This window comes from Kitasatospora sp. NPDC001603 (assembly GCF_040298365.1).
Classification (GTDB): Bacteria; Actinomycetota; Actinomycetes; order Streptomycetales; family Streptomycetaceae; genus Kitasatospora.
Genome location: NZ_JBEPAA010000011.1, coordinates 19,431 through 38,617, shown reverse-complemented (window position 1 = coordinate 38,617; position 19,187 = coordinate 19,431). Strand labels below are relative to the sequence as shown.

Annotated in this window: 19 protein-coding genes; 10 read left to right on the top strand and 9 right to left on the bottom strand. The window is 73.6% G+C overall.

Annotated elements, in window-relative coordinates; all coding sequences use genetic code 11:
• Nucleotides 1-36: 36 nt before the first annotated feature.
• Nucleotides 37-999, top strand: a complete 963-nt coding sequence (locus ABT263_RS10220; RefSeq protein WP_352289618.1) for an Lrp/AsnC family transcriptional regulator — start codon at nt 37-39, stop codon at nt 997-999.
• Nucleotides 1,000-1,066: 67 nt separating this feature from the next.
• Here ABT263_RS10220 and ABT263_RS10215 read toward each other — a convergent pair whose 3' ends face one another.
• Both ABT263_RS10215 and ABT263_RS10210 read right to left on the bottom strand, forming a co-directional pair.
• Nucleotides 1,067-1,549, bottom strand: a complete 483-nt coding sequence (locus tag ABT263_RS10215) for a DUF2269 family protein (RefSeq protein WP_352289615.1) — start codon at nt 1,547-1,549, stop codon at nt 1,067-1,069.
• 163 nt (nt 1,550-1,712) lie between these two features.
• Entirely contained in the window at nt 1,713-2,423 is a 711-nt protein-coding gene (locus ABT263_RS10210; RefSeq protein WP_329487444.1) for a 4'-phosphopantetheinyl transferase family protein, read from the bottom strand.
• A gap of 216 nt (nt 2,424-2,639) precedes the next feature.
• Here ABT263_RS10210 and ABT263_RS10205 point away from each other — a divergent pair, with 216 nt between their 5' ends.
• Nucleotides 2,640-4,154, top strand: a complete 1,515-nt coding sequence (locus tag ABT263_RS10205) for a choice-of-anchor A family protein (protein ID WP_352289612.1) — start codon at nt 2,640-2,642, stop codon at nt 4,152-4,154.
• A gap of 284 nt (nt 4,155-4,438) precedes the next feature.
• Here ABT263_RS10205 and ABT263_RS10200 read toward each other — a convergent pair whose 3' ends face one another.
• From ABT263_RS10200 to ABT263_RS10190, 3 genes are all read right to left on the bottom strand, one after another.
• Entirely contained in the window at nt 4,439-4,936 is a 498-nt protein-coding gene (locus tag ABT263_RS10200; protein ID WP_352289610.1) for a F0F1 ATP synthase subunit B family protein, read from the bottom strand.
• A gap of 152 nt (nt 4,937-5,088) precedes the next feature.
• Entirely contained in the window at nt 5,089-6,312 is a 1,224-nt protein-coding gene (gene kynU, locus ABT263_RS10195; RefSeq protein ID WP_352289607.1) for a kynureninase, read from the bottom strand.
• A gap of 29 nt (nt 6,313-6,341) precedes the next feature.
• Entirely contained in the window at nt 6,342-7,172 is an 831-nt protein-coding gene (locus ABT263_RS10190) for a tryptophan 2,3-dioxygenase (protein ID WP_329487440.1), read from the bottom strand.
• Nucleotides 7,173-7,406: 234 nt separating this feature from the next.
• Here ABT263_RS10190 and ABT263_RS10185 point away from each other — a divergent pair, with 234 nt between their 5' ends.
• Nucleotides 7,407-7,841 carry an Lrp/AsnC family transcriptional regulator gene (locus tag ABT263_RS10185; protein ID WP_329487439.1) on the top strand — a complete coding sequence of 145 codons (435 nt, stop codon included), beginning with the start codon at nt 7,407-7,409 and terminating at the stop codon, nt 7,839-7,841.
• Between the two features lie 25 nt (nt 7,842-7,866).
• On the opposite strand, the gene ABT263_RS10180 is transcribed toward ABT263_RS10185, so the two are convergent.
• Nucleotides 7,867-8,502, bottom strand: coding sequence for a MarC family protein (locus ABT263_RS10180; protein WP_352289604.1), 636 nt, complete (start codon nt 8,500-8,502; stop codon nt 7,867-7,869).
• A 22-nt stretch (nt 8,503-8,524) separates the two neighbouring features.
• Nucleotides 8,525-8,845 carry a barstar family protein gene (locus ABT263_RS10175; RefSeq protein ID WP_329487437.1) on the bottom strand — a complete coding sequence of 107 codons (321 nt, stop codon included), beginning with the start codon at nt 8,843-8,845 and terminating at the stop codon, nt 8,525-8,527.
• Nucleotides 8,846-8,962: 117 nt separating this feature from the next.
• Between ABT263_RS10175 and ABT263_RS10170 the strand changes: the two genes are divergently transcribed.
• The 3 genes from ABT263_RS10170 (at nt 8,963) to ABT263_RS10160 (ending at nt 12,508) form a co-directional block, all read left to right on the top strand.
• A complete protein-coding gene (locus ABT263_RS10170) occupies nt 8,963-9,523 on the top strand; it encodes a DoxX family protein (RefSeq protein ID WP_329487436.1) in 561 nt (186 codons plus the stop codon).
• Nucleotides 9,524-9,748: 225 nt separating this feature from the next.
• Nucleotides 9,749-10,390, top strand: coding sequence for a hypothetical protein (locus ABT263_RS10165; RefSeq protein ID WP_352289601.1), 642 nt, complete (start codon nt 9,749-9,751; stop codon nt 10,388-10,390).
• Between the two features lie 297 nt (nt 10,391-10,687).
• Nucleotides 10,688-12,508 carry a glycosyl hydrolase family 18 protein gene (locus tag ABT263_RS10160; protein ID WP_352289598.1) on the top strand — a complete coding sequence of 607 codons (1,821 nt, stop codon included), beginning with the start codon at nt 10,688-10,690 and terminating at the stop codon, nt 12,506-12,508.
• Nucleotides 12,509-12,706: 198 nt separating this feature from the next.
• Here the strand turns inward: ABT263_RS10160 and ABT263_RS10155 are convergent, their stop codons facing one another.
• Nucleotides 12,707-13,267 carry a MarR family winged helix-turn-helix transcriptional regulator gene (locus tag ABT263_RS10155; RefSeq protein ID WP_329487432.1) on the bottom strand — a complete coding sequence of 187 codons (561 nt, stop codon included), beginning with the start codon at nt 13,265-13,267 and terminating at the stop codon, nt 12,707-12,709.
• Nucleotides 13,268-13,425: 158 nt separating this feature from the next.
• Here ABT263_RS10155 and ABT263_RS10150 point away from each other — a divergent pair, with 158 nt between their 5' ends.
• From ABT263_RS10150 to ABT263_RS10135, 4 genes are all read left to right on the top strand, one after another.
• The gene (locus ABT263_RS10150) at nt 13,426-14,721 is read left to right on the top strand and encodes an MFS transporter (protein WP_352289595.1); all 1,296 of its coding nucleotides are present in this window, start codon (nt 13,426-13,428) and stop codon (nt 14,719-14,721) included.
• A gap of 151 nt (nt 14,722-14,872) precedes the next feature.
• Nucleotides 14,873-16,498: a dolichyl-phosphate-mannose--protein mannosyltransferase gene (locus tag ABT263_RS10145; RefSeq protein WP_352289592.1), complete on the top strand. Its 1,626-nt coding sequence runs from the start codon at nt 14,873-14,875 to the stop codon at nt 16,496-16,498.
• 3 nt (nt 16,499-16,501) lie between these two features.
• Nucleotides 16,502-17,281, top strand: a complete 780-nt coding sequence (locus ABT263_RS10140; protein WP_352289589.1) for an ABC transporter permease — start codon at nt 16,502-16,504, stop codon at nt 17,279-17,281.
• A gap of 210 nt (nt 17,282-17,491) precedes the next feature.
• The gene (locus ABT263_RS10135) at nt 17,492-18,079 is read left to right on the top strand and encodes a TMEM165/GDT1 family protein (RefSeq protein ID WP_329487428.1); all 588 of its coding nucleotides are present in this window, start codon (nt 17,492-17,494) and stop codon (nt 18,077-18,079) included.
• Between the two features lie 7 nt (nt 18,080-18,086).
• Here the strand turns inward: ABT263_RS10135 and ABT263_RS10130 are convergent, their stop codons facing one another.
• Entirely contained in the window at nt 18,087-19,175 is a 1,089-nt protein-coding gene (locus ABT263_RS10130; protein ID WP_352289586.1) for a hypothetical protein, read from the bottom strand.
• Nucleotides 19,176-19,187 lie beyond the last annotated feature (12 nt).

The following is a 19,187-nucleotide window of genomic DNA, read 5'->3' as shown; positions in this document are numbered from 1 at the left end:
GACTTCACGGACCTCTCGACTGCTGATCCGGACAGTGTGCTGGACGCGCTGGACCGCCGCCTGGTCTGCGCGCTGCAGGTCGACGGCCGGGCCGAGACCGGCCGGATCGCCGAGGTGCTCGGCGTCTCCGCGCGGACGGTCACCCGCCGGCTGGCCCGGCTGCAGCAGACCGGGCTGCTGCGGGTGGTCCGGATGCCCGACGTCGAGGACGCCGCCGTCGGTGCGCTGCTGCTGCGCGTCCGGGTGCTGCGCGGCAAGGCCGACACCATCGCCCAGGCCCTGGCCGACCGCCCGGACGTCCCCTTCGTCGACGTCATGCTCGGCGGCCAGGAGATCGGTGCGGTGATGCTGGGCGACGCCGGTGGCCGGGACCAGCTGCTGTACGGGCGGTTGCCCGCCACCGCAGCGGTCACCGAGACCACCGCGCACGCGGTGCTGCACGCCTTCTCCGACGCGGGGCAGTGGCGGGCCGGCTACCTGGACGAGGCCGAGGTGGCCGCCCTGACCCCACCGCCCGTCGCGACCGCCCCGGAGAAGCCCCCGCTCGACGCGCTGGACCACGCGCTGCTCGCCCGCCTCGGCGTGGACGCCCGCCAGTCCCACGCCGCTCTGGCGGCGGCCGTCGGCGCTCCCGAGTCGACCGTCCGCCGCCGGTTGCACCGGCTCGCCGGCGCCGGTCTGCTGCGCACCCACGCCACCGTCGATCCACGGCTGCTGGGCATGGCCGTGGACGCCAACCTCTGGCTGGACGTCCCCCCGGGCCGGCTCGCCGAGGTCGGTACGGCGCTGGCCCGCCACCCCCAGGTGCACGGGGTGTTCGCGACCAGCGGTCCGGCGAACCTGGTGGCCACCCTGTTCTGCGCGGACCACGGCGGTCTCTACCGCTTCCTCACCGGAACACTCGGCCCGCTCGGCGTCGACCGGGCCGAGACGGCGATCGTCGCCCGCGCGGTGAAGCGGGCGGGCGTCCCGGTACAGCGTGCGCGACCACGGACCTGAACCGGATCGCGGCGCCGGGCAGGCGGCAGTGCCCCGCGCCGGTATCCCCCCGGCGGGCGGCCGAGGGTCAGGCGCCGGTGGTCGAACCCGGCCGGATGACCATCAGGACGACGACCACGGCCCAGAGCAGGTTGAACACCCCGGCCGTCATCGGCAGCAGCCGCAGGCCCTGGACGGCCTTGCCGTGCTCCGGTGCCCCGGCGTCGAGGTCGAGCGCGTCCACCGCGGCCTGCTGCGCGGGCAGGACGAACAGCAGCAGCGCGAGCGCCGACAGCGCGGTGAGCACCATGGAGACGATCAGCCAGGACTGCCCGAGCACGTCCATCACCTGGGCGACGCCGATGCCCAGGATCGGGACGGCTATCCCCAGCAGCGCGTAGACCTGGGTGATCCGGTGCAGCAGTCGCAGGGTGCCGGCCTCGCCGGCCCGCTCCGGTCCGCCGGCCAGTGCGGCAGCGGCCCGGCGCGGGAACATGCTGACGGCCACCGCCACCGGGCCGATGAACAGCACCGAGGCGAGGACGTGCAGGCTCAGCAGGAACTTGGCCATGGCGGGAACACCCTTTGATCCAACGGGGGCTGCGCGCCGGGGACGCGGCGCGGGCAGCCGGGGCGTCCGGTTTCCGAGCCCCGAGCAGGCACGCTAACACCGCTTATCCGGGCCCCGGCCGCGCGGGTGGGGCCACGCTCCAGGGGGCGGGCGGGCCCGCGGGTCAGCCGGCCGGCGGCGTCAGCACCACGACCCGGGGGGCGGCGGTGCTGGCGACCGAGACGGCCGCTCCCTGTCGGACGTCCGCCCAGTCGAGCAGGTGGAGGTCCTGGTAGCGGCTGTGCAGCGGCTCGCCCGCCGGCACGTCGAGCGGCAGTGCGGAGAGGTCGACGCCGGCCAGGGTGTCCAGGCTGGCCCGGCCGAGCTTGATCAGCGACTCCTTGCGCACCCACAGGCGCAAGAACGCCCGCCCGGGCTCCGGGTGCGCCTCGACCTGCCGCAGTTCGGCCGGGCTGAGCACCCGTGCGGCGACGTCGAGGAGCGAGCCGCTCCGGGCCGTCAGCTCGACGTCGACGCCGACCGGCTGGTACCCGGCGGCGGCCGCGACGACGCCGCGGGTGTGCGAGAGGCTCACCTGGACGTCCGGGTGGTCCGGCAGGTAGGGCCGGCCGTGGTCGCCCTTGCCGCAGTCGGGGCAGTTCTGGGCCAGCGTCAGCCCGGTCGCCGGTACGCCGAGCAGCCGGGCGGCGCAGAGCCGGACCAGGATGTGCGCGGCGGTGAAGTCGACCCGCCCCGACTCGTGCCGGAAGCGCGCGGCGCGTTCGTGTTCGAGGGCGGTGAGCAGGTGGTCGCCGGCTTCGGGGTGCCGCAGGACGTCCGCGCTGGCCGAGACGGCGGCGAGCGGAGCCTGCGGGTCCTGGTCCTCGGAAGTCATGGTCCCAACCTAGCGGGGCCGCCCGTGACCGTGGCCGCCCGCGGGCGTGATCGGCGCCCGCCCGGACTGCTTGGGATCGATCCTGACGGTCTGTAGGGTGTGATTCGTCCGATTTGGTGTTGGATGTACCGGATCTGTCGTATATCGGATGGGATCAACTGAAACGTGGCGGGTTGTGTGACCCGCCGCTCTCTCTCTGTGCGGAGGAATGTGTCGATGGAGCAGGGCATGGGTTCGCCGGAGCGCAGAACGGCCGCCGACCGGAGGCCGTCGGCCGTCCGCGGACGCCGGGCGGTCCGACTGGCGGTGGCGACCGCCGTCGCCGCGCTCCCGATGGCCGCGGTGCTGACGGTGGGCTCGGCCGCACCACTGGCCCCGCCGCTGGGGGCGTGCTCCGGGCCCGACTGCCCGGCGGTCTGGCCGACGCCGCCGCACAACGGGGACTTCGCCGGGCGGGACGCCACGATCAACGTCTTCACCGGCGGCGACTACACCGTGAACGGCCGGGCGGCCGAGGTCGAGGGCAAGATCGTCACCCTGGGGGACCTCACCGTCGACAAGAGCCAGGGCGGCGGCGCCTTCAACATGGGGGTGGTCGGGGTCGGTTCGCGGGTGGTGCCGCCCAACGGCAGCGACTTCGTGACCGTCGGCGGCGCCGTGGACGTCAAGACCGGCAACCGGATCCTCATCGGCGGCAGCGACTCCAAGGGCGCGGCCTTCGGCAACCTCCGCCACGCGGGCACGGTCACCGGCACCGTCGACATCGACCCCACCGGCCGGTCGATCGCGGATCCGGACGCCGCCGCGCCCTACCGGTCGGTGCTGAACCAGATCGAGGAGGTCTCCGCCTGCGTCGCCAGGGCGACCGCCACCGGCACGGTCACGGTGACCGGCAGCGAGGCCACCTTCGCGGGGGACGGGACCAGCATGAAGCAGGTCTTCAACGTCACCGGGAACCTGGGCTCGACCACCCGGCAGATCGGCCTGGTCTTCACCGGCGTCCCGGCCGGCGCCACCGTGGTCGTCAACATGCTGGCGGCCGACCCGGTCATCAACACCTACACCGGTACCGGCCTCCCGGGGGACCAGACCACCGAGATGCGTTCCAGGCTGATGTGGAACTTCCCCACCGCCACCGACGCGCGGATCCTCGGCAGCGCCCAGTTCCAGGGCTCGGTCATGGCGGGCAACGCGGGCGGCACCACGACCATCGCCCAGCCCGGCATGAACGGCCGGGTCTACCTGGCGGGCAATCTGATCCAGACCGGCACCGGCGGCTACGAGATCCACGGTTACCCGTTCGACGGGGACCTGCCGGACTGCGCCGTGACGCCTAGCCCCTCGCCGACCTCGCCCAGCCCCTCGCCGACCTCGCCGAGCCCGTCGCCGACCTCCCCCAGCCCCACGCCGACCTCCGCCTCGCCGTCCCCGACCCCGACCCCGACCTCACCCTCCCCGACGTCGCCGACCTCCACGTCCAGCACCCCGGCCCCCACGTCGTCGAGCCCCGCTCCGACCGGTCCGAGCGAGCACCCGACCAGCCACCGGCCCAGCAGCCACCGGCCGACCAGCCATCTGCCGGCTCCCGGCTCGTCGACCGGCGGGGGCGGGCAGCTGCCGTCGACCGGCGCGGGTGACGGCCCGGTCGTGCTCGGCCTGGCCGGTGTCGCCGTGCTCGGCCTCGGCGGCCTCGCCGTCCTGGTCGCCCGCCGACGCGGACGCCACAGCTAGCCCGCAGGGCCTGCGGAATCCACCAGATCCACCAGACCCGCAGGCCCCACCGGACCGAGGCGCCTGACCGCCGAGGCGCCGGAGCTCCGTCGGGTCGCCCGGTCACCCGACCGGGCGGCCCGACCCGCGACCGGCCCCCGTCGGCCGGGGCCCCGGTCCGGGAGCTGTCCTGCGGTGATCCGCGGTGATCTGAGCTGACCACCGGATCGACCGGCCCCGGGCAGGCCCGCCCTGGCGGGTGGGGACCCGTTCGGCCGGCGCGAACGGGCGTGCGCCGCACCTGCTCAGTGCTCGTCGAAGAAGCGCTCCACCGTGTCGCGCTCGGCGGCGGCGGCCGCCAGCGACTCGCCGACGATCCGGCCGGCCAGGTCGACCGCCAGTTCGCCGATGTCCTGCCGGAGGGTGACGGCCGCGAGTGCCTGGTCGACGGTGATCCGGGCGTGGGCCTCGGCGACCAGCCGGTCGCGCTCCCGGACCCCGTCCTCGCGGGCCGCCGCGATGGCGGCCGCGCCCTGTTCGGCGGCCTCCTGCCGGATCCGCGCCGCCTCGTGCCGCGCGTCCGCCAGTTCGTTCCGGTAGGCCTCGTAGACGCGATCCGCCTCGGCGTGGAGCGCCTCGGCCCGCTCCACGCCGCCCTCGGTGGCGTCCCGGCGATCGGCCTGGAGCCGCTCGATCCGCGGGAGCACCCGGCGGCCCAGCACCCGGACCGTCAGGAGGAAGCAGATCAGGCCGACGATCAGTTGGCCGGGTTCGGGCTTCAGCGGACCGAGCTCGAAGTTCATCTGCTCCCCCTATGACCTGATGTCCCGTCATAGAAGGTGCTGCCCGCCCTGGTTGGCGCCGAACCGCAGCCGAACCGCGGCCGAACCGCCGACCCGGCTCCTGAGCCGGCCCCGCACCGGAGCCGGCCCCGCTCAGGTCAGGTCAGGTCAGGTCAGGTCACCTCGCCGCGCCGGCCGAACCGCTCCGCCCGCCACTCGCCGGTCTCCAGCACCTCCGCCAGCTGCCGCGCGGCGTCCCAGACGTCCACGTACGACAGGTACAGCGGGGTGAAGCCGAAGCGCATGAGGTCCGGTGCGCGGAAGTCCCCGATCACCCCGCGCTCGATCAGCGCCTGCACCACCGGGTAGCCGTCGGCGTGCCGCAGGGCGACCTGGCTGCCGCGCCGGGCGTGCTCGCGCGGGGTGGCCACCTCGATCCCCTCCAGGCCCTCCACCAGCGCGATGAAGAGGTCGGTCAGGGCCAGGCTCTTCGTCCGTACCGCGTCCAGGTCGGCGCGCTCCCAGATGTCCAGGCTGGTGCCCAGCGCGGCCTGGCCGAGCAGCGAGGGCGAGCTGGTCAGGAAGCGCCCGATGCCCTCCCTCGGGTCGTACCCGGGCTCGAAGGCGAACGGGCGGGCGTGGCCGAACCAGCCGCTCAGCGGCTGCCGCGGGCCGGCCGCGAGGTGGCGCCGGGCCACGTACAGGAAGGCCGGCGCGCCGGGGCCGGCGTTCAGGTACTTGTAGGTGCAGCCGACCGCGAAGTCAGCGTTGCTCGCGTCGAGTTCGATCGGCAGGGCGCCCACCGAGTGGCAGACGTCCCAGATCATCAGGGCGCCCGCGGCCTGCACCCGGGCGGTGATCCCGGGCATGTCCAGCAGCTCGCCGGTGCGGTAGTCCACGTGCGAGAGGACGACGACGGCGACGTCCGCGTCCAGGTGCCGGTCGAGCTCCCCGGGGGTGGTCAGCACGCTGCGCGCGCCCTCGAACAGCCCGGTCACGCCCTCGGCGATGTAGAGGTCGGTGGGGAAGGCCGCGCCGTCGCCGAGCACCGTGTGCCGGCCGGGGCGCAGCCGCAGCGCGGCCGTCAGCACCTTGAACAGGTTGACCGAGGTGGTGTCGCAGACCACGACCTCCTCGGTCCCGGCCCCGATCAGCGGCGCGATCCGCCGGCCGAGCCGGTAGGGCTGCTCGAACCAGCCGGCCTCGTTCCAGCTGCGGATCAGCTCGCGGCCCCACTCCTCCTCGACGACCTGCCGCACCCGCTCCGGGGTGCGGGCCGGCAGTGCTCCGAGCGAGTTCCCGTCCAGGTAGACGACGCCCTCGGGCAGGGCGAACTCCTTGCGGAACGCCGCCAGCGGGTCGACGGCGTCCAGCGCCGCGCACTCCTCGCGCGTCATGATGCCCAACGTCCTGCCCACTCTCTCGCTCACAGCTCGTCCCGTACGGTCCACAGCTCGGGGAACACGTCCTGCTCGGCGGCCTTGCGCAGCCAGGTGAGGCCGCTGGAGCCGCCCGAGCCGGGCTTGGCGCCCATCGCGCGCTTCACCGCTGCCAGGTGCCGCTGGCGCCAGCGGGTGACCCGCTCGGCGACGTCCAGCAGCGCCTCGGCGAGCGGCTGCAGCGCCGCGTGCGCGGGGTCGGCGTAGACCTGCCGCCAGGCGGCCTCCACGGCCGGATCGGCCCGGTGCCGCTGCTCGGAGGGCTCGTGCGGCACCGCCAGTCCGCGCCGGGCGAGCAGCGCCAGGGCGTCGTCGTACAGACCGGGGGCGCGCAGCGCCTCGCTCAGCTCGGCCCGCGTCTCGGGTATCTCGTCGTACATCCGCAGCAGGCCGGCGTTCTTGTTGCCCAGCAGGAACTCCAGGTGCAGGAAGGCCGAGGACTGGAACCCGGAGGCCTCGCCGAACACCGAGCGGAAGGCGTTGAACTCCTGCGGGGTCATGGTCGCCAGCAGGTCCCAGGACTCCACCAGGACGTCCTGCACATGGGTGCCGCGCCGCAGCGCGGCCAGCGCGGCCGGCAGGTCGTCCTCGCGCATGGCCTGCTGGGCCAGCGTCCACTCGTGCCGGAGCAGGCCGAAGAGCAGCTCCATCACCTGGGTGGTGACGATGAACGACAGCTCGGCCGGGACCTTGCTGCGCGGCTGCTGCAGGCTGTGCAGTTCCTCCAGGCGCGCGTACCGGGCGTAGGGGGTGCCCCGACCCGGCTCACCGCCCCGACCGAACGACAGGTTGGGTGTCTCCACCGTGTCGTGCCCCATCCCGATCCCTCCTGATGACCCGGCCGGCGGATGCCGCCCGACCGGTGACGCGGCCGCCTGCTGGTCCGTAGTGGCCGGGGCCCCATTGTGCGGCGGTCACTGCCCCCACTTGAATGGGCACCGGGCACGGCAACCGCAGCCGGACCTGCCGATCGAGAGGTCTTCCCACCGATTCCCTTTACGATCGCAAAAGAGCGGGATCCAGCCAGTCGATCAACCTCTCCGGGAGCCGCCATGGACGCCGTCGACCGCCGCCTGCTGGCCGAGCTGCAGGCCGATGCCCGGCTCTCGTACAACGAACTCTCCCGCCGGGTGAGCCTCTCCGCACCCGCCGTCGCCGAACGGGTGCGCCGGTTGGAGGCCGAGGGGGTGATCAGCGGGTACCACGCCCACGTCGACCCCGCCCGGGCCGGGCTGCCGATCACCGCGCTGGTCCAGCTCCAGTGCTACGGCCCGCGCTGCGTGCTGCGCGACCCGGAGGTGCCGCGGTGGCCGGAGGTCCTCCAGCTGCACCGGGTGACCGGCGGGGCCTGCTGCGTGCTGCTGGTGGCGGTACCCGCGATGGCCGCCTTCGAGGCTCTGATCGACCGCCTCGGCGGCTACGGGCAGCCGGCCAGCTCGATGATCCTCTCCAGCCCGGTGCCCTGGCGGCCGGTGGTCGCGCCCTGACGCCCGCGCCGGCGCCGCGCCGCCCTCAGTGCGCCTCGGGCAGGTGCAGGCCCAGGCCCGCCAGGCCGTTCAGGAACAGCTCCACGCCGACCGCCGCCAGCAGCAGGCCGAGCAGCCGGGAGAGCACCTCCAGCGACGTCCGGTGGGTGCGCCGCATCAGCGGGGCGAGCGCCGCCACGCAGATGTAGTTGATCACCACCACGGCGATGTAGGCGCCGACGACGGTGGTCCGCCAGCCCCAGTCGTCCTTGCTGAGCGAGCCCACCAGCACCGCGGTGACCGCCAGCGGGCTGGCCACGTACGGCAGCATCAGTTCGCGGATGCCGTCCACCATCGGGTTCGGCAGGTGGTCGTCGTCCTCGCCGGTGCCGGCGCCGAGGTGGATGCCGAGGACCAGGGCGACGGCGTAGACGAAGAAGATCGTCCCGCCGGCCAGTTGCAGCGACTGGTCGCTGATGTGGAACAGCGAGGTCACGAAGTCCGCGCTGTAGGCGAGCACCAGGCCGATCAGGGCGGTGATCAGGGAACTCCAGGCCGCCAGCCGCCGCAGTTCGTGGGTGCTGCGGGTGGCGGCCAGCCGGGCGAAGGACAGCAGGACCTTCGGCGGGCCGACGACGGCGAAGAAGGCGATGAACGCGCTGCTCAGGTTGAAGACGAACATGGGCCAAGCATGATCGGGACGCTCAGCGCAGTTCGACCGCCACGCCCTCGGTGCGCAGGGTGTCGAGGATCGCGTCGAAGTAGCTCAGCCGCCGCCCGCCGATGACGACGGTGCCCGTCAGGTGCCGCCGGGCGGTGCCGGCGTCCCGCCAGACCAGGGTGAACGGGGGAGCGGGCCCGAAGCCGCCGTGCAGGCAGTCGGCCAGCGCGTCGAGGTTGCTGCCGTAGTAGCCGCCGGGGCCGTTCAGGGCGGCGCCCAGGGCGGTGTAGAACGCGACGCGGTCGGTGATCGCGTGGCCGTCCAGCTGGTACGCGGGCGGCGGCGCGGGCGGGTCGGTGGCCATCGTTCCTCCATTCCTCGGTGCTCCGATGTTCGCCCGGATGGCGGCCCCGGGTCGAGCCGGCCCGCCCTTTCGGCTCCTATGGAAGCCGGATCACCTCCGCTGGAACGAGGACTCGACATGTGTCTGAACCGTAAGGATCTCGGCCTGCTGGCCCTGCGCGGCGCCGTCGGCGGGGTGCTGATCGCGCACGGCACCCAGAAGCTGTTCGGCTGGTTCGGTGGCGGCGGCCTGGAGGGCACCACCCAGGCGATGGAGCACATGGGCTTCCACCCGGCCCGGCAGAGCGCCCTGGCGGCCGGCCTCGGCGAGGCCGGCGGCGGCGCGCTGCTGGTGGCCGGGCTGGCCACCCCGGCGGCCGGCGCGGTGGTGGCCGGCACCATGGCGGGCGCGGTCGCGGTGCACGCCCCGTCCGGCTTCTTCGTGATGTCGGGCGGCTACGAGTACCCGGCGTTCCTGGGGGCGACCGGGCTCGCGCTGGGCCTGGCGGGCCCGGGGCGGTACTCGCTCGACCACCTGACCGGCCACGCCTTCGACCGGCCCTGGGTGGGCCTGGTGGCGTTCGCCGCGAGCGCCGCCTCGGCGTACGGCGTGGTGGCCCGCCGCCGGCACGTGGTGCGGCTGCGCGAGGAGCGGGCCGCCGTGGAGGCGCAGACGCAGGAGGGCTCGGGGCTGTCCTGAAACCGCCCCGCCGGGGTTCCGCGCGCCGGGGCGGTGCGCGGAACCCCGCGGTCGCGGCCCGCCGCGACCCTCACCCGGATGCCCACCCCTGTTGGCGGGCGCGGTCGCGCCCTCGGAGGGTGGGCGTGAGGTGTGCCGGGCAGCCCGGCGCCGAGCCGGAGCACAGAGCCGCCGCAGCGCGGAGACGAAAGCAGCGCGGACGACGACGCGCAGAATCGAGGACCCATGGACCGCCAGTCGCCGACCCGGGCGAACCGCCCGACCGGCCCGACCCACCCGACCCGCACCACCGCCCAGGACGTCACCGCCGCGGTGGTGCGCCGTCCCCGCCGGGCGGTGGCCGGCGTCCTGGCCGCGGCCGCCCTGGGCACGGCGGCGCTGGCCGGCTGCTCCTCGGACAGCGAGCCGAGCAAGGCCGTCTCCTCGGCCGCCGGCGCGGTCCAGTCGGGCCTCTCGGCCGCCGCCTCCGCCGCCGCCTCGGCCGTGGAGTCGGCCGCGAGCGGGCTCTCCTCGGCGGCCTCCTCCGCGGTGGCGTCGGTGGCCGCCTCGGCGCAGGCGGCGGCCTCCTCGGCGGTCGCGAACGTCAAGGGCGGGCTGGACGCCAAGGGGGACGTCACGGTGAGCGGGGTGACGATCGGCTCGGACGGCAAGGCCGAGGCGACGCTCTCCGTCGCCAACCACGAGCAGCAGTCCAACCGGTACGTGATTCAGGTCAACTTCACCGACGCCTCCGGCAATGTCCTGGACGCGACGGCGGTGACCGTTCCGGACGTGGCCGCCGGGCAGACCGCCCAGGCCACAGCCCGGAGCAACCGTGACCTCTCCGGCTCGGTGAAGGTCGTGGTGGCCAACGCAGTCCGGTACTGATCCGCAGGTCAGCGGGGCCGGTCCGGCGGGGGCCAACCTTAAGCGCGACTCAAGCCTCAACATCACCCCTTGACGGGCGAGTTGGTCTAGTCCATTTTAATCCACAGGTGCAGGGAGCCCCTGAACCGGCGTCAGCGGTCTGTGGCCGCGGGCGCCGGTTCGGCATATCCCGGTGTCCGTCAGGCATGTACCCGCTCGATTCCCTTCCCCCGTTCTGTCATGCCCTGGTCGTACGGCCCCACCCCGTACGAGCCCGCCAGGCGCGGCGGATCCCCCACAACCAGGAGTCACGCACCCATGCTCCGTTCACGTATCGAAAGGGCCGGGACCCCGGCTCAGGAGGGCGGCCGCCGGCGGCGCCCGAAGAGCCTGGCCGCCCTCGCGGTCGGCACGACCGCCTCCCTGCTGCTCGGCGCGGGCCTCGCCCTCACCGGTGGTGCCTCGGCCAGCGCGGCCGTCACCAACTCCACCGGCGCGCCCGCCACCAGCGGTGGCATCAAGGTCGCCTACTTCGACCAGTGGTCGATCTACGCGAACGCGTACTACCCGAAGACGATCCAGGACACCGGCGTCGCCGGGAAGCTGGACTACCTGATCTACTCGTTCGCGAACATCCACCCCACCAACCTGAACTGTTTCGAGGCCACCAAGGCCGCGAGCCAGGACGACAACAACCCCAACGCGGGTGACGGTGCGGGCGACGCGTTCGCCGACTACCAGAAGAGCTTCGGCCCGGACATCTCGGTCGACGGCGTCGGCGACGCCTGGGGCCAGCCGATCGCGGGCAACTTCAACCAGCTGAAGAAGCTGAAGGCGAAGAACCCCAACCTCAAGGTCCTGATCTCGCTGGGCGGTTGGACGTACTCCAAGTACTTCTCGGCGGCGGCCGCCACGGACGCCTCCCGCAAGAAGCTGGTCTCGTCCTGCATCGACATGTTCATCAAGGGCAACCTGCCGACGGACGCCGGCTACGGCGGCCCGGGCTCGGCGGCCGGCATCTTCGACGGCATCGACATCGACTGGGAGTACCCGGGCGGCGGCGGCCACACCGGCAACATCTCCAGCCCGAGCGACAAGCAGAACTTCACCCTGCTGCTGAAGGAGCTGCGCGAGCAGCTGGACGCCCAGGGCAAGACCGACGGCAAGACCTACGCCACGGCGGCGGCGGTCGGCGCCGGCCAGGACAAGATCCGGAACGTGGAGACCGACAAGATCGGTCAGTACCTCACGTTCCTGGACATCATGACCTACGACATGCACGGTGCCTGGGACGCCAAGGGCCCGACCAACCACCAGGCCCCGATCTACTCCGGCCCGGACGACCCGATGACCCCGGCCGCGCCGGGCAACGGCAAGTACTCGGTCGATGCCGCGATCAAGGCGTACACCGCCGGTGACACCGACTACGGCATCCCGGGCGGCTTCCCGGCCAAGAAGATCAACGTGGGTGTGCCGTTCTACTACCGCGGCTGGACCGGCGTCCAGAACAACGGCAAGAACGGTCTCTTCCAGCCCGCCACCGGCCCGGCCACCGGCGCGGCGATGTCCGGCAACGTCCCCGGCATCCAGATGTACAAGGAGCTCGCGGGCTTCGTCGACAACCCGGCCCGGACCTTCTGGGACGACACGGCGAAGACCACGTACTTCTACGACGGCTCCACGTTCTGGAGCGGCGAGGACACCCGGTCGATCCAGGCCAAGGTCGACTACGCCCACTGCAACGGCCTCGGGGGCTCCTTCGCCTTCTCGCTGTACGACCTGGGGACCAAGACCGCGCTGTTCGACAAGATGGTCGAGGCCACCAACGGATCCGCCGCCGCCTGCCCGGCCGCGCCGAGCCCCACCCCGACCCCGACCAAGACGGTGACCCCCACGCCGACCCCGACCGCGACGGCCACCCCCACCACGACCCCCACCACGACCCCGACCCCGACCACCACCCCGACCTCTCCGGCCGGCTGCTCCGCCGCCCCGAGCTGGGACGCGGCGGCCACCTACGCCACCTCGACCAAGGTCTCCTGGAAGGGTCACTACTACACCAACAAGTGGTGGACCAAGGGCGAGGACCCCACCACCACCGGTCAGTGGGGCGTCTGGACCGACAACGGCCCCTGCTGAGGCCGTACCGCTCCACCGTTCAGGCGCCCGGCCGTCCGCGGGCCCGCGCACCTGAGCAGCCTGAGCACCTGAAGATCTGAGGGCCCTGACGGACCCTCGCACCACGAGTCCGGCCCGCCGGGGGACGACACCCCGGCGGGCCGGACTTTCCACGTTCCCGGGCCCGGGGCCGGCCGCCCGGCCACCGGGCCGCCGGGCTCAGGCCAGGTCGTCGGTGCGCCCGAGGGCGTCGGGCTGGCTCTCCTCGATCCGGCGCAGCATCCGGGCCAGCATCGCGGACAGCACGGTGCGGTCCTCGCCGACGACGTCCTGGAGCAGCTCCTCCTCGAAGACGGCCGCCATCCGCATCGACTCCAGCCACTTGTCGCGGCCGTTCTCGGTCAGCTCGATGATCACCCGGACCCGGTTGGTCTCGTCCCGCTCCCGGGTGACGAGGTCCTCGGCGACCATCCGGTCGATCCGGTGGGTCATCGCGGCCGGGGTGAGCCCGAGCCGCTTGGCCAGCTCGCCCGGTCCCAGCCGGTAGGGGTTCCCGGCGACCACCAGGGCCTTGAGCACCTCCCACTCGGCGGAGGTGATTCCCAGCACAGTCAGCTGCCGGCTGTAGGAGACGCCCATCCGCCGGGCGACCCGGGAGAGGGTCTGCACGATGGTCTCCACCTGCGGGTCCACGGTGGGGAATTCCCGCTGGTAGACGGCCACCTGCTCGGCGATGCCCAGCTCGTCGGGGGCGGCCGGCGCGGGCTTGTCTGCTGTCATGCGGACCAGTGTCGCACGTGGGGGTGCAGACCTTAAGCCTTTGACTCCGCAGTCTTCCGGTGCTAAGACTTTATCTCGGCAGACTTTAGCTCTTAAATCTTCTGCCCTTAAGAGTATTCATTGAAACCAGCGAAGGGGTGTGCACGGTGACCGGCACGGTGAAGCAGCAGAGGCAGCGGCGTCATGGGGCGGGCGGCCCGCTGCGCCGCGTCCAGATCGGCAACGCGCTCAGTGCGTTCGGCAGCGGATTCACGATGCCGTACATGTTCGTGTACGTGGACCAGGTGCGGGGGCTGGGCTCGCTGGCCGCCGGGATGGTGTTCACCGTCTTCGCGCTGGCCGCGCTCGCGGTGCTCCCGTTCACCGGCCGCGGCATCGACCGGTACGGCCCGCGCCCGGTGCTGCTCGCCGGTGCCGCGCTCGCCGCCACCGGCGCGTTCGCCTTCGGCCACGCCACCGGCACCCCGGCCCTGCTGGTCTCGTCCTTCCTGTTCGGCGCGGGCGTCACCACCTGCCAGCCGGCGCTCGCCACCATGATCGTCCGCTGTTCGACCGCCGCGACCAGGTCGCACGCCTTCGCGCTGCAGTTCACCCTGATCAACCTGGGCATGGGCATCGGCGCGCTGGTCGGAGGCCAGATCGTGGACGTCGCCGACCCCGCCAGCCTGACCCGGCTGTTCACCATCGAGGCCGTCACCTTCCTGGGCCTGGCCCTGGTCACCGGCAGCGCCCGGATCCCGAACGCGGCCCCGGTCCTGGTCCCGGGCGCGGCCAAGGGCCCCCAGGGCCTGCGGGCGCTGGTAGCCGACAAGGCGATGCTGCGGCTCTGCGTGCTCGCCGGGCTGATCTTCTTCACCTGCTACGGCCAGTTCGAGTCCGGTGTCGCGGCCTTCGCCACCGACACCGTCGGCACCGCGCCCTCCACCCTGGGCATCGCCATCGGCGCCAACGCGCTGACCATCGTCGTGCTGCAGATGTTCGTGGTGCGGATCACCGCCCGCCGCCGGCGCACCACCGCGATGGCCGCGGCCGGCGTGGTCTGGCTGGGTGCCTGGGCGATGGCCCTGGTGGCCGGCCTGATCCGGACCGAGACCATGGCCGCCACGGTCGCGATCGTCTCGATCTACGCCCTGTTCGGGGTGGGTGAGTCGCTGCTCGCCCCCACCCTGGGCCCGATCGTCGCCGATCTCGCCCCGGCCCGGCTGCTCGGCACCTACAACTCCGGGTACGCCCTGGTGAAGCAGGTCGCGATCGCGGTCGGCCCGGCCGTCGGCGTGCTGCTGGTCGGCTCCGGCACCTGGCCGCTCTACCTGGCGGCGATGGCCGGCTCCACCGTGCTGATCGTGGTCCTGTCGCTGCGGCTGCGCCCGTACCTCACCGCCGTCCAGGACAACGCGGCCCCGGCCGTCGTCCGGACGACCCTGCCGGTCCGGGAGCTCCAGACCGCGGCGTGACGCCCGGCCTGACATGCCACGACTGCGCCGTCCGGGTCACCTGGACGGCGCTCGTCGCGCTTGGATTCGTGACCACCGGCACATAGTGTCAGTGGCTGTTGACCGTCCGGCTCCGACCGGCACAGGCGAGACAGGCGAAATCGGCGAGGCTATGACGCAAGCGGCGCTCACGCACCCACCCGCACCAGCGGCCCCCGCAGCCCCCGTACCGGCCCGTCGGGGGCTGCCGCGCTGGGCGGCCGAACGGGCCGGCTGGCTCGGGCCGATCGGCGTGGCGCTCTTCGCCGGACTGCTGCGGTTCTGGAACCTCGGCTACCCCAACGCCTTCGTCTTCGACGAGACGTACTACCCCAAGGACGCCTGGTCGCTGCTGCGACAGGGCTACGAGGGCACCTGGCCGGACAGTGCCAACGCCGACATCCTGGGGGTGCCGCAGCGCATCCCGCTCACCTCCGCGCCGGAGTTCATCGCCCACCCGCCACTCGGCAAATGGGTCATCTCGCTCGGCGAATGGGGCTTCGGCCTGCACCCCTTCGGCTGGCGTTTCATGACCGCGCTGCTTGGCACGGTGACCGTGCTGATGCTGGCCCGGATCGGCCGCCGGCTGTTCGGCTCCACCCTGATCGGCTGCACCGCCGCCCTGCTGATGGCCGTCGACGGGCTCCAACTGGTGATGAGCCGGGTCGGCCTGCTGGACGGCGTCCAGATGTTCTTCGTGCTCGCCGCCTTCGGCTCCCTGCTGGTCGACCGCGACCGCACCCGGGCCCGGCTGGCGTCCGCCCGCGACGGCGCGCGGCCGGACGGCGACCGGATCCGCCTCGGCCCGCGCCCCTGGCGGATCGCCGCCGGGGTCGCGCTCGGCGCCGCCTGCGCGGTCAAGTGGAACGGCGTCATGGTGCTCGCCGCGTTCGGCCTGCTCACCGTGCTCTGGGACCAGTCCGGCCGCCGCTGGGCCGGCGCCCGCCGCCCCTGGCGCTCGATGCTGCGCCGGGACGCGCCGCCCGCCCTGCTCGCCATGGTCGGCTCGGCCCTCGTGGTGTACGTCGGCTCCTGGGCCGGCTGGCTCGCCGCCGGCGGCCGCACCGGCGGCGGGTACGACCGGCACTGGGCCGACGACCGGGCCGGCCTCTCCGCCGACAGCTTCTTCGGCGTCCCGCTGCCGCAGGTCCCGATGAGCTGGGTGCCGGCGCCGCTGCGCAGCCTCTGGCACTACCACGCCCAGATGTACGACTTCAACACCGGCCTGAGCACCCCGCACACCTACCAGTCGAACCCGTTCAGCTGGCTGGTCCAGGGCCGCCCGGTCTCCATGTACTGGGAGCAGGTGCCGAACGGGCAGCAGGGCTGCACGGCCTCCGGCGGCTGCGCCGCGCAGATCCTCGGCCTCGGCACCCCGCTGCTCTGGTGGACGGCCTGCTTCGCCCTGGCCTACCTGCTCTGGCGCTGGTTCTTCCGCCGGGACTGGCGCTCGGGCGCGGTGCTCTGCGGCGTCGCCGGCGTCTACCTGCCGTGGTTCCAGTACCAGGAGCGGACGGTCTTCTCGTTCTACATGGTGGTGCTGGTGCCCTTCCTCTGCCTGGCCGTGGCGCAGATGCTCGGGGCGATGCTCGGCCCGGCCGGGTGCTCGCCCGAGCGGCGCCGGGTGGGTGCGGCCGGGGCCGGGCTGATCGTGCTGGCGATCGTGGCCTGCTTCGCCTTCTTCTATCCGCTCTACACGGCGGAGGTGATCCCCATGACGTCCTGGCAGGACCGGATGTGGTTCACCAGCTGGATCTGAGGCGTGGCGCTCGCGGCGGCCGCGGGGAACCAGCTGCTGCCGGTCACCCCCCTGCTGGGGGTGGTGGCCGCCGTGCTGCTGGCCGCCGCCGTGGCGGTGGCCGGGTGGGGCCTGCTCGGGCACGGCCACGCGGTGCTGCGGGCCGGGCTGCGCGCGGCGGCGCAGCTGGCCGCCGTCGCGCTGGTGATCACCTGGGTGGTCGGCTCGCTCTGGTGGTCGGCGCTGTTCGTGCTGCTGATGTTCGCGGTCGCGGTGCGCACCGCCGGGCGGCGGCTGACCGCCGACCCGCAGTGGGTCCGGGCGGCCGTGCCGATCGGCGCCGGGGTGCTGCCGGTGCTCGGGCTGCTGCTGGGGGTCGGGCTGCTGCCGCCGAAGGGCCTCTCGGTCATCCCGGTGGCGGGCATCCTGATCGGCGGCGCGCTCACCGCGACCTCGCTGGCCGGCCGGCGCGCCCTGGACGAGCTGCGCCAGCGGCACGGCGAGGTGGAGGCGGCGTTCGCGCTGGGCTTCGAGGAGCGCGACGCCCGGCTGGAGATCTGCCGGACGGCCGCCGCGACCTCGCTCGTCCCGGCCCTCGACCAGACCAGGACGGTGGGCCTGGTCACGCTGCCCGGGGCGTTCGTCGGCATGCTGCTCGGCGGCGCCTCCCCGGTGCAGGCCGGCGCGGTGCAGCTGTTCGTGCTGGTCGCTCTGCTGGCGGTGGAGTCGGTGGCGGTCGTCGTGGTGCTGGAGCTGGTCGCCCGCGGGCTGCTGGGCGCTTCGCGGCCCGGCGCCGTCGGGTAGGCTTGGCGCGTTGAAGGGGAGTAGCCCTCCACCGGACCGTCGACATACTGGCCCCTCGGGGCCCGGCGCCCGGGGCATCTGTCAGCTGGATGCCGGCGAGACCTTCGGCCGCAGTGCTGTGATGTTCTGACCAGCGCTGTCGGGCCGGAGCGACCCCTCACGGAGCTGCCGAGGCCGGGCAGCCCGACCCCGAGGGATACCGAACCCCCGATGAGCCTGACCGTAGCCGCGATCACCTTCGGCATCGTCTTCCTGTCCGAACTGCCGGACAAGACCGCCCTGGCCAGCCTGATGCTCGGCGCCAAGTACCGGGCGAGCTATGTCTTCGCGGGCATCGCCGCCGCCTTCGCCCTCCAGGTCGGCATCGCCCTGGTCGCCGGGCACCTGCTCGCGCTGCTCCCGCACCGCTGGGTGGAGGGCGTCACCGGCCTGCTGTTCCTGGCCGGGGCCGCGATGCTGCTCTTCCACGGCGGCGGTGACGACGAGGACGGCCACGCCGCCAAGGAGCCGTCCGCCAACAGCTTCTGGAAGGTTGCCGGGGCCAGCTTCGTGGTCGTGGCGATCGCCGAGTTCGGCGACCTCACCCAGATCATGACCGCCAACCTCGCGGCCAAGTACGCCGACCCGCTCGCCGTCGGCCTCGGCGCCTGGCTGGCGCTCTGCGCCGTCGCCGGGATCGCCATCCTCGGCGGCCAGAAGCTGCTGAAGCACGTCCCGATGAAGATGATCATCCGGGTGGCGGCCGGGATCATGGTGCTGATGGCCGGGTTCAGCATCTTCCAGGCGATCACCGGCTGACCGGGGGTCAGCAGGTACCCGGGTCGCTCTCCAGGGCGGCCCGGGTCTTCGGCCCGTAGAAGGCGCCGCTCGGACCCGTCTCGCCCTTGATCTTGAAGCTGCGCTGGTAGTCGCCGAGCACCGTCGCGGTCCACCAGTCGAAGGTGCTGGTGGCGATCGACTTGTCGACGAATCCGCACGAGGTGGCCGCGAGCCGCAGCTGCATGTCCTTGACGTCCGCCCCGGTCATCCCGCGCTCCAGCACCCGCACCGTCGGTGTCGGGGCCGGGGTGGTCGCCGTCGGAGTCGGCGTGGCGGTGGCCGTCGGGGTCGGCGCGGTGGAGGTGGGGGCCGGCGCCGGGGGAGCCGCCGGGACCGGAGCGCTCGTCACGGCCGTGGCGCTCGGCGCCGCCGGCCGGCTCGTGGTCGGTCTGGCCGTCCTGCTCGGGGACGGGCTCGGGGCCTCGCTGGTGGACGGCGGCGCGCTCGGGCTCGGCGCCGGGGCGGTCGGGTCGACCGGGACGGGCGCCAGTGTCGTGGAGGGGGCGGGCTGCGCCCGGTCGCCCGGCTCGGCGGAGGGCGTCACCGCGTACGCCAGGCCGACGGTGAGCACCAGCAGCCCGGCGCCGGCCGCGGCCAGCAGGCCCTTGCGCCGGGCGGGCATGCCCTCCTCGGCCTGCCCCGCCGTGCGCCGGGCGGCCCGGCCGCCGGTCGGCCCCGGGGCGCCGGGCGCCGCCGGGTGGAACGGGAAGTAGCCGATCTCGGCGCCGTCGGCCGGGGACTGTCCCACCGTCGGCCCGGGGCCCGGCGGCGGCACCGACATCACCGGTGGGAGCACGGTGGTCGCGTAGGCGTCCGCGTCCGGCCCGGCCGGTCGCGCCGGCGGGCCGTCAGCGGCCTGGGCGGGCGGCAGCACGGTGGTGGCGAACGGGTCCGCGGGGGCGCCGGCCGGCGGGGCGTCCACGATCGGGCCGAGGGCCTGCGGCACGTACGGGCGGACCAGCGGCGGGCCTTCGAGGTGCGGGAGGACGGCGGTCTCGGTCAGGCCCGGATCCGGGAGGCACCGGCACCCGGCGGAGCGCGCGGTGCCGCACGTCGGGCAGTGCTGGTCCGGCATCGCCGGTCCTCC

Excerpts from the sequence above, each read along its gene's own strand:
- ABT263_RS10175 (WP_329487437.1), bottom strand. The coding sequence starts at position 8,845 with ATGGCCACCGACCCGCCCGCGCCGCCGCCCGCGTACCAGCTGGACGGC.
- ABT263_RS10155 (WP_329487432.1), bottom strand. The coding sequence starts at position 13,267 with ATGACAGCAGACAAGCCCGCGCCGGCCGCCCCCGACGAGCTGGGCATC.
- ABT263_RS10190 (WP_329487440.1), bottom strand. The coding sequence starts at position 7,172 with ATGGGGCACGACACGGTGGAGACACCCAACCTGTCGTTCGGTCGGGGC.
- kynU (WP_352289607.1), bottom strand. The coding sequence starts at position 6,312 with ATGACGCGCGAGGAGTGCGCGGCGCTGGACGCCGTCGACCCGCTGGCG.
- ABT263_RS10180 (WP_352289604.1), bottom strand. The coding sequence starts at position 8,502 with ATGTTCGTCTTCAACCTGAGCAGCGCGTTCATCGCCTTCTTCGCCGTC.
- ABT263_RS10135 (WP_329487428.1), top strand. The coding sequence starts at position 17,492 with ATGAGCCTGACCGTAGCCGCGATCACCTTCGGCATCGTCTTCCTGTCC.
- ABT263_RS10130 (WP_352289586.1), bottom strand. The coding sequence starts at position 19,175 with ATGCCGGACCAGCACTGCCCGACGTGCGGCACCGCGCGCTCCGCCGGG.
- ABT263_RS10165 (WP_352289601.1), top strand. The coding sequence starts at position 9,749 with ATGGACCGCCAGTCGCCGACCCGGGCGAACCGCCCGACCGGCCCGACC.
- ABT263_RS10160 (WP_352289598.1), top strand. The coding sequence starts at position 10,688 with ATGCTCCGTTCACGTATCGAAAGGGCCGGGACCCCGGCTCAGGAGGGC.
- ABT263_RS10185 (WP_329487439.1), top strand. The coding sequence starts at position 7,407 with ATGGACGCCGTCGACCGCCGCCTGCTGGCCGAGCTGCAGGCCGATGCC.
- ABT263_RS10215 (WP_352289615.1), bottom strand. The coding sequence starts at position 1,549 with ATGGCCAAGTTCCTGCTGAGCCTGCACGTCCTCGCCTCGGTGCTGTTC.
- ABT263_RS10200 (WP_352289610.1), bottom strand. The coding sequence starts at position 4,936 with ATGAACTTCGAGCTCGGTCCGCTGAAGCCCGAACCCGGCCAACTGATC.
- ABT263_RS10205 (WP_352289612.1), top strand. The coding sequence starts at position 2,640 with ATGGAGCAGGGCATGGGTTCGCCGGAGCGCAGAACGGCCGCCGACCGG.
- ABT263_RS10210 (WP_329487444.1), bottom strand. The coding sequence starts at position 2,423 with ATGACTTCCGAGGACCAGGACCCGCAGGCTCCGCTCGCCGCCGTCTCG.
- ABT263_RS10145 (WP_352289592.1), top strand. The coding sequence starts at position 14,873 with ATGACGCAAGCGGCGCTCACGCACCCACCCGCACCAGCGGCCCCCGCA.
- ABT263_RS10170 (WP_329487436.1), top strand. The coding sequence starts at position 8,963 with ATGTGTCTGAACCGTAAGGATCTCGGCCTGCTGGCCCTGCGCGGCGCC.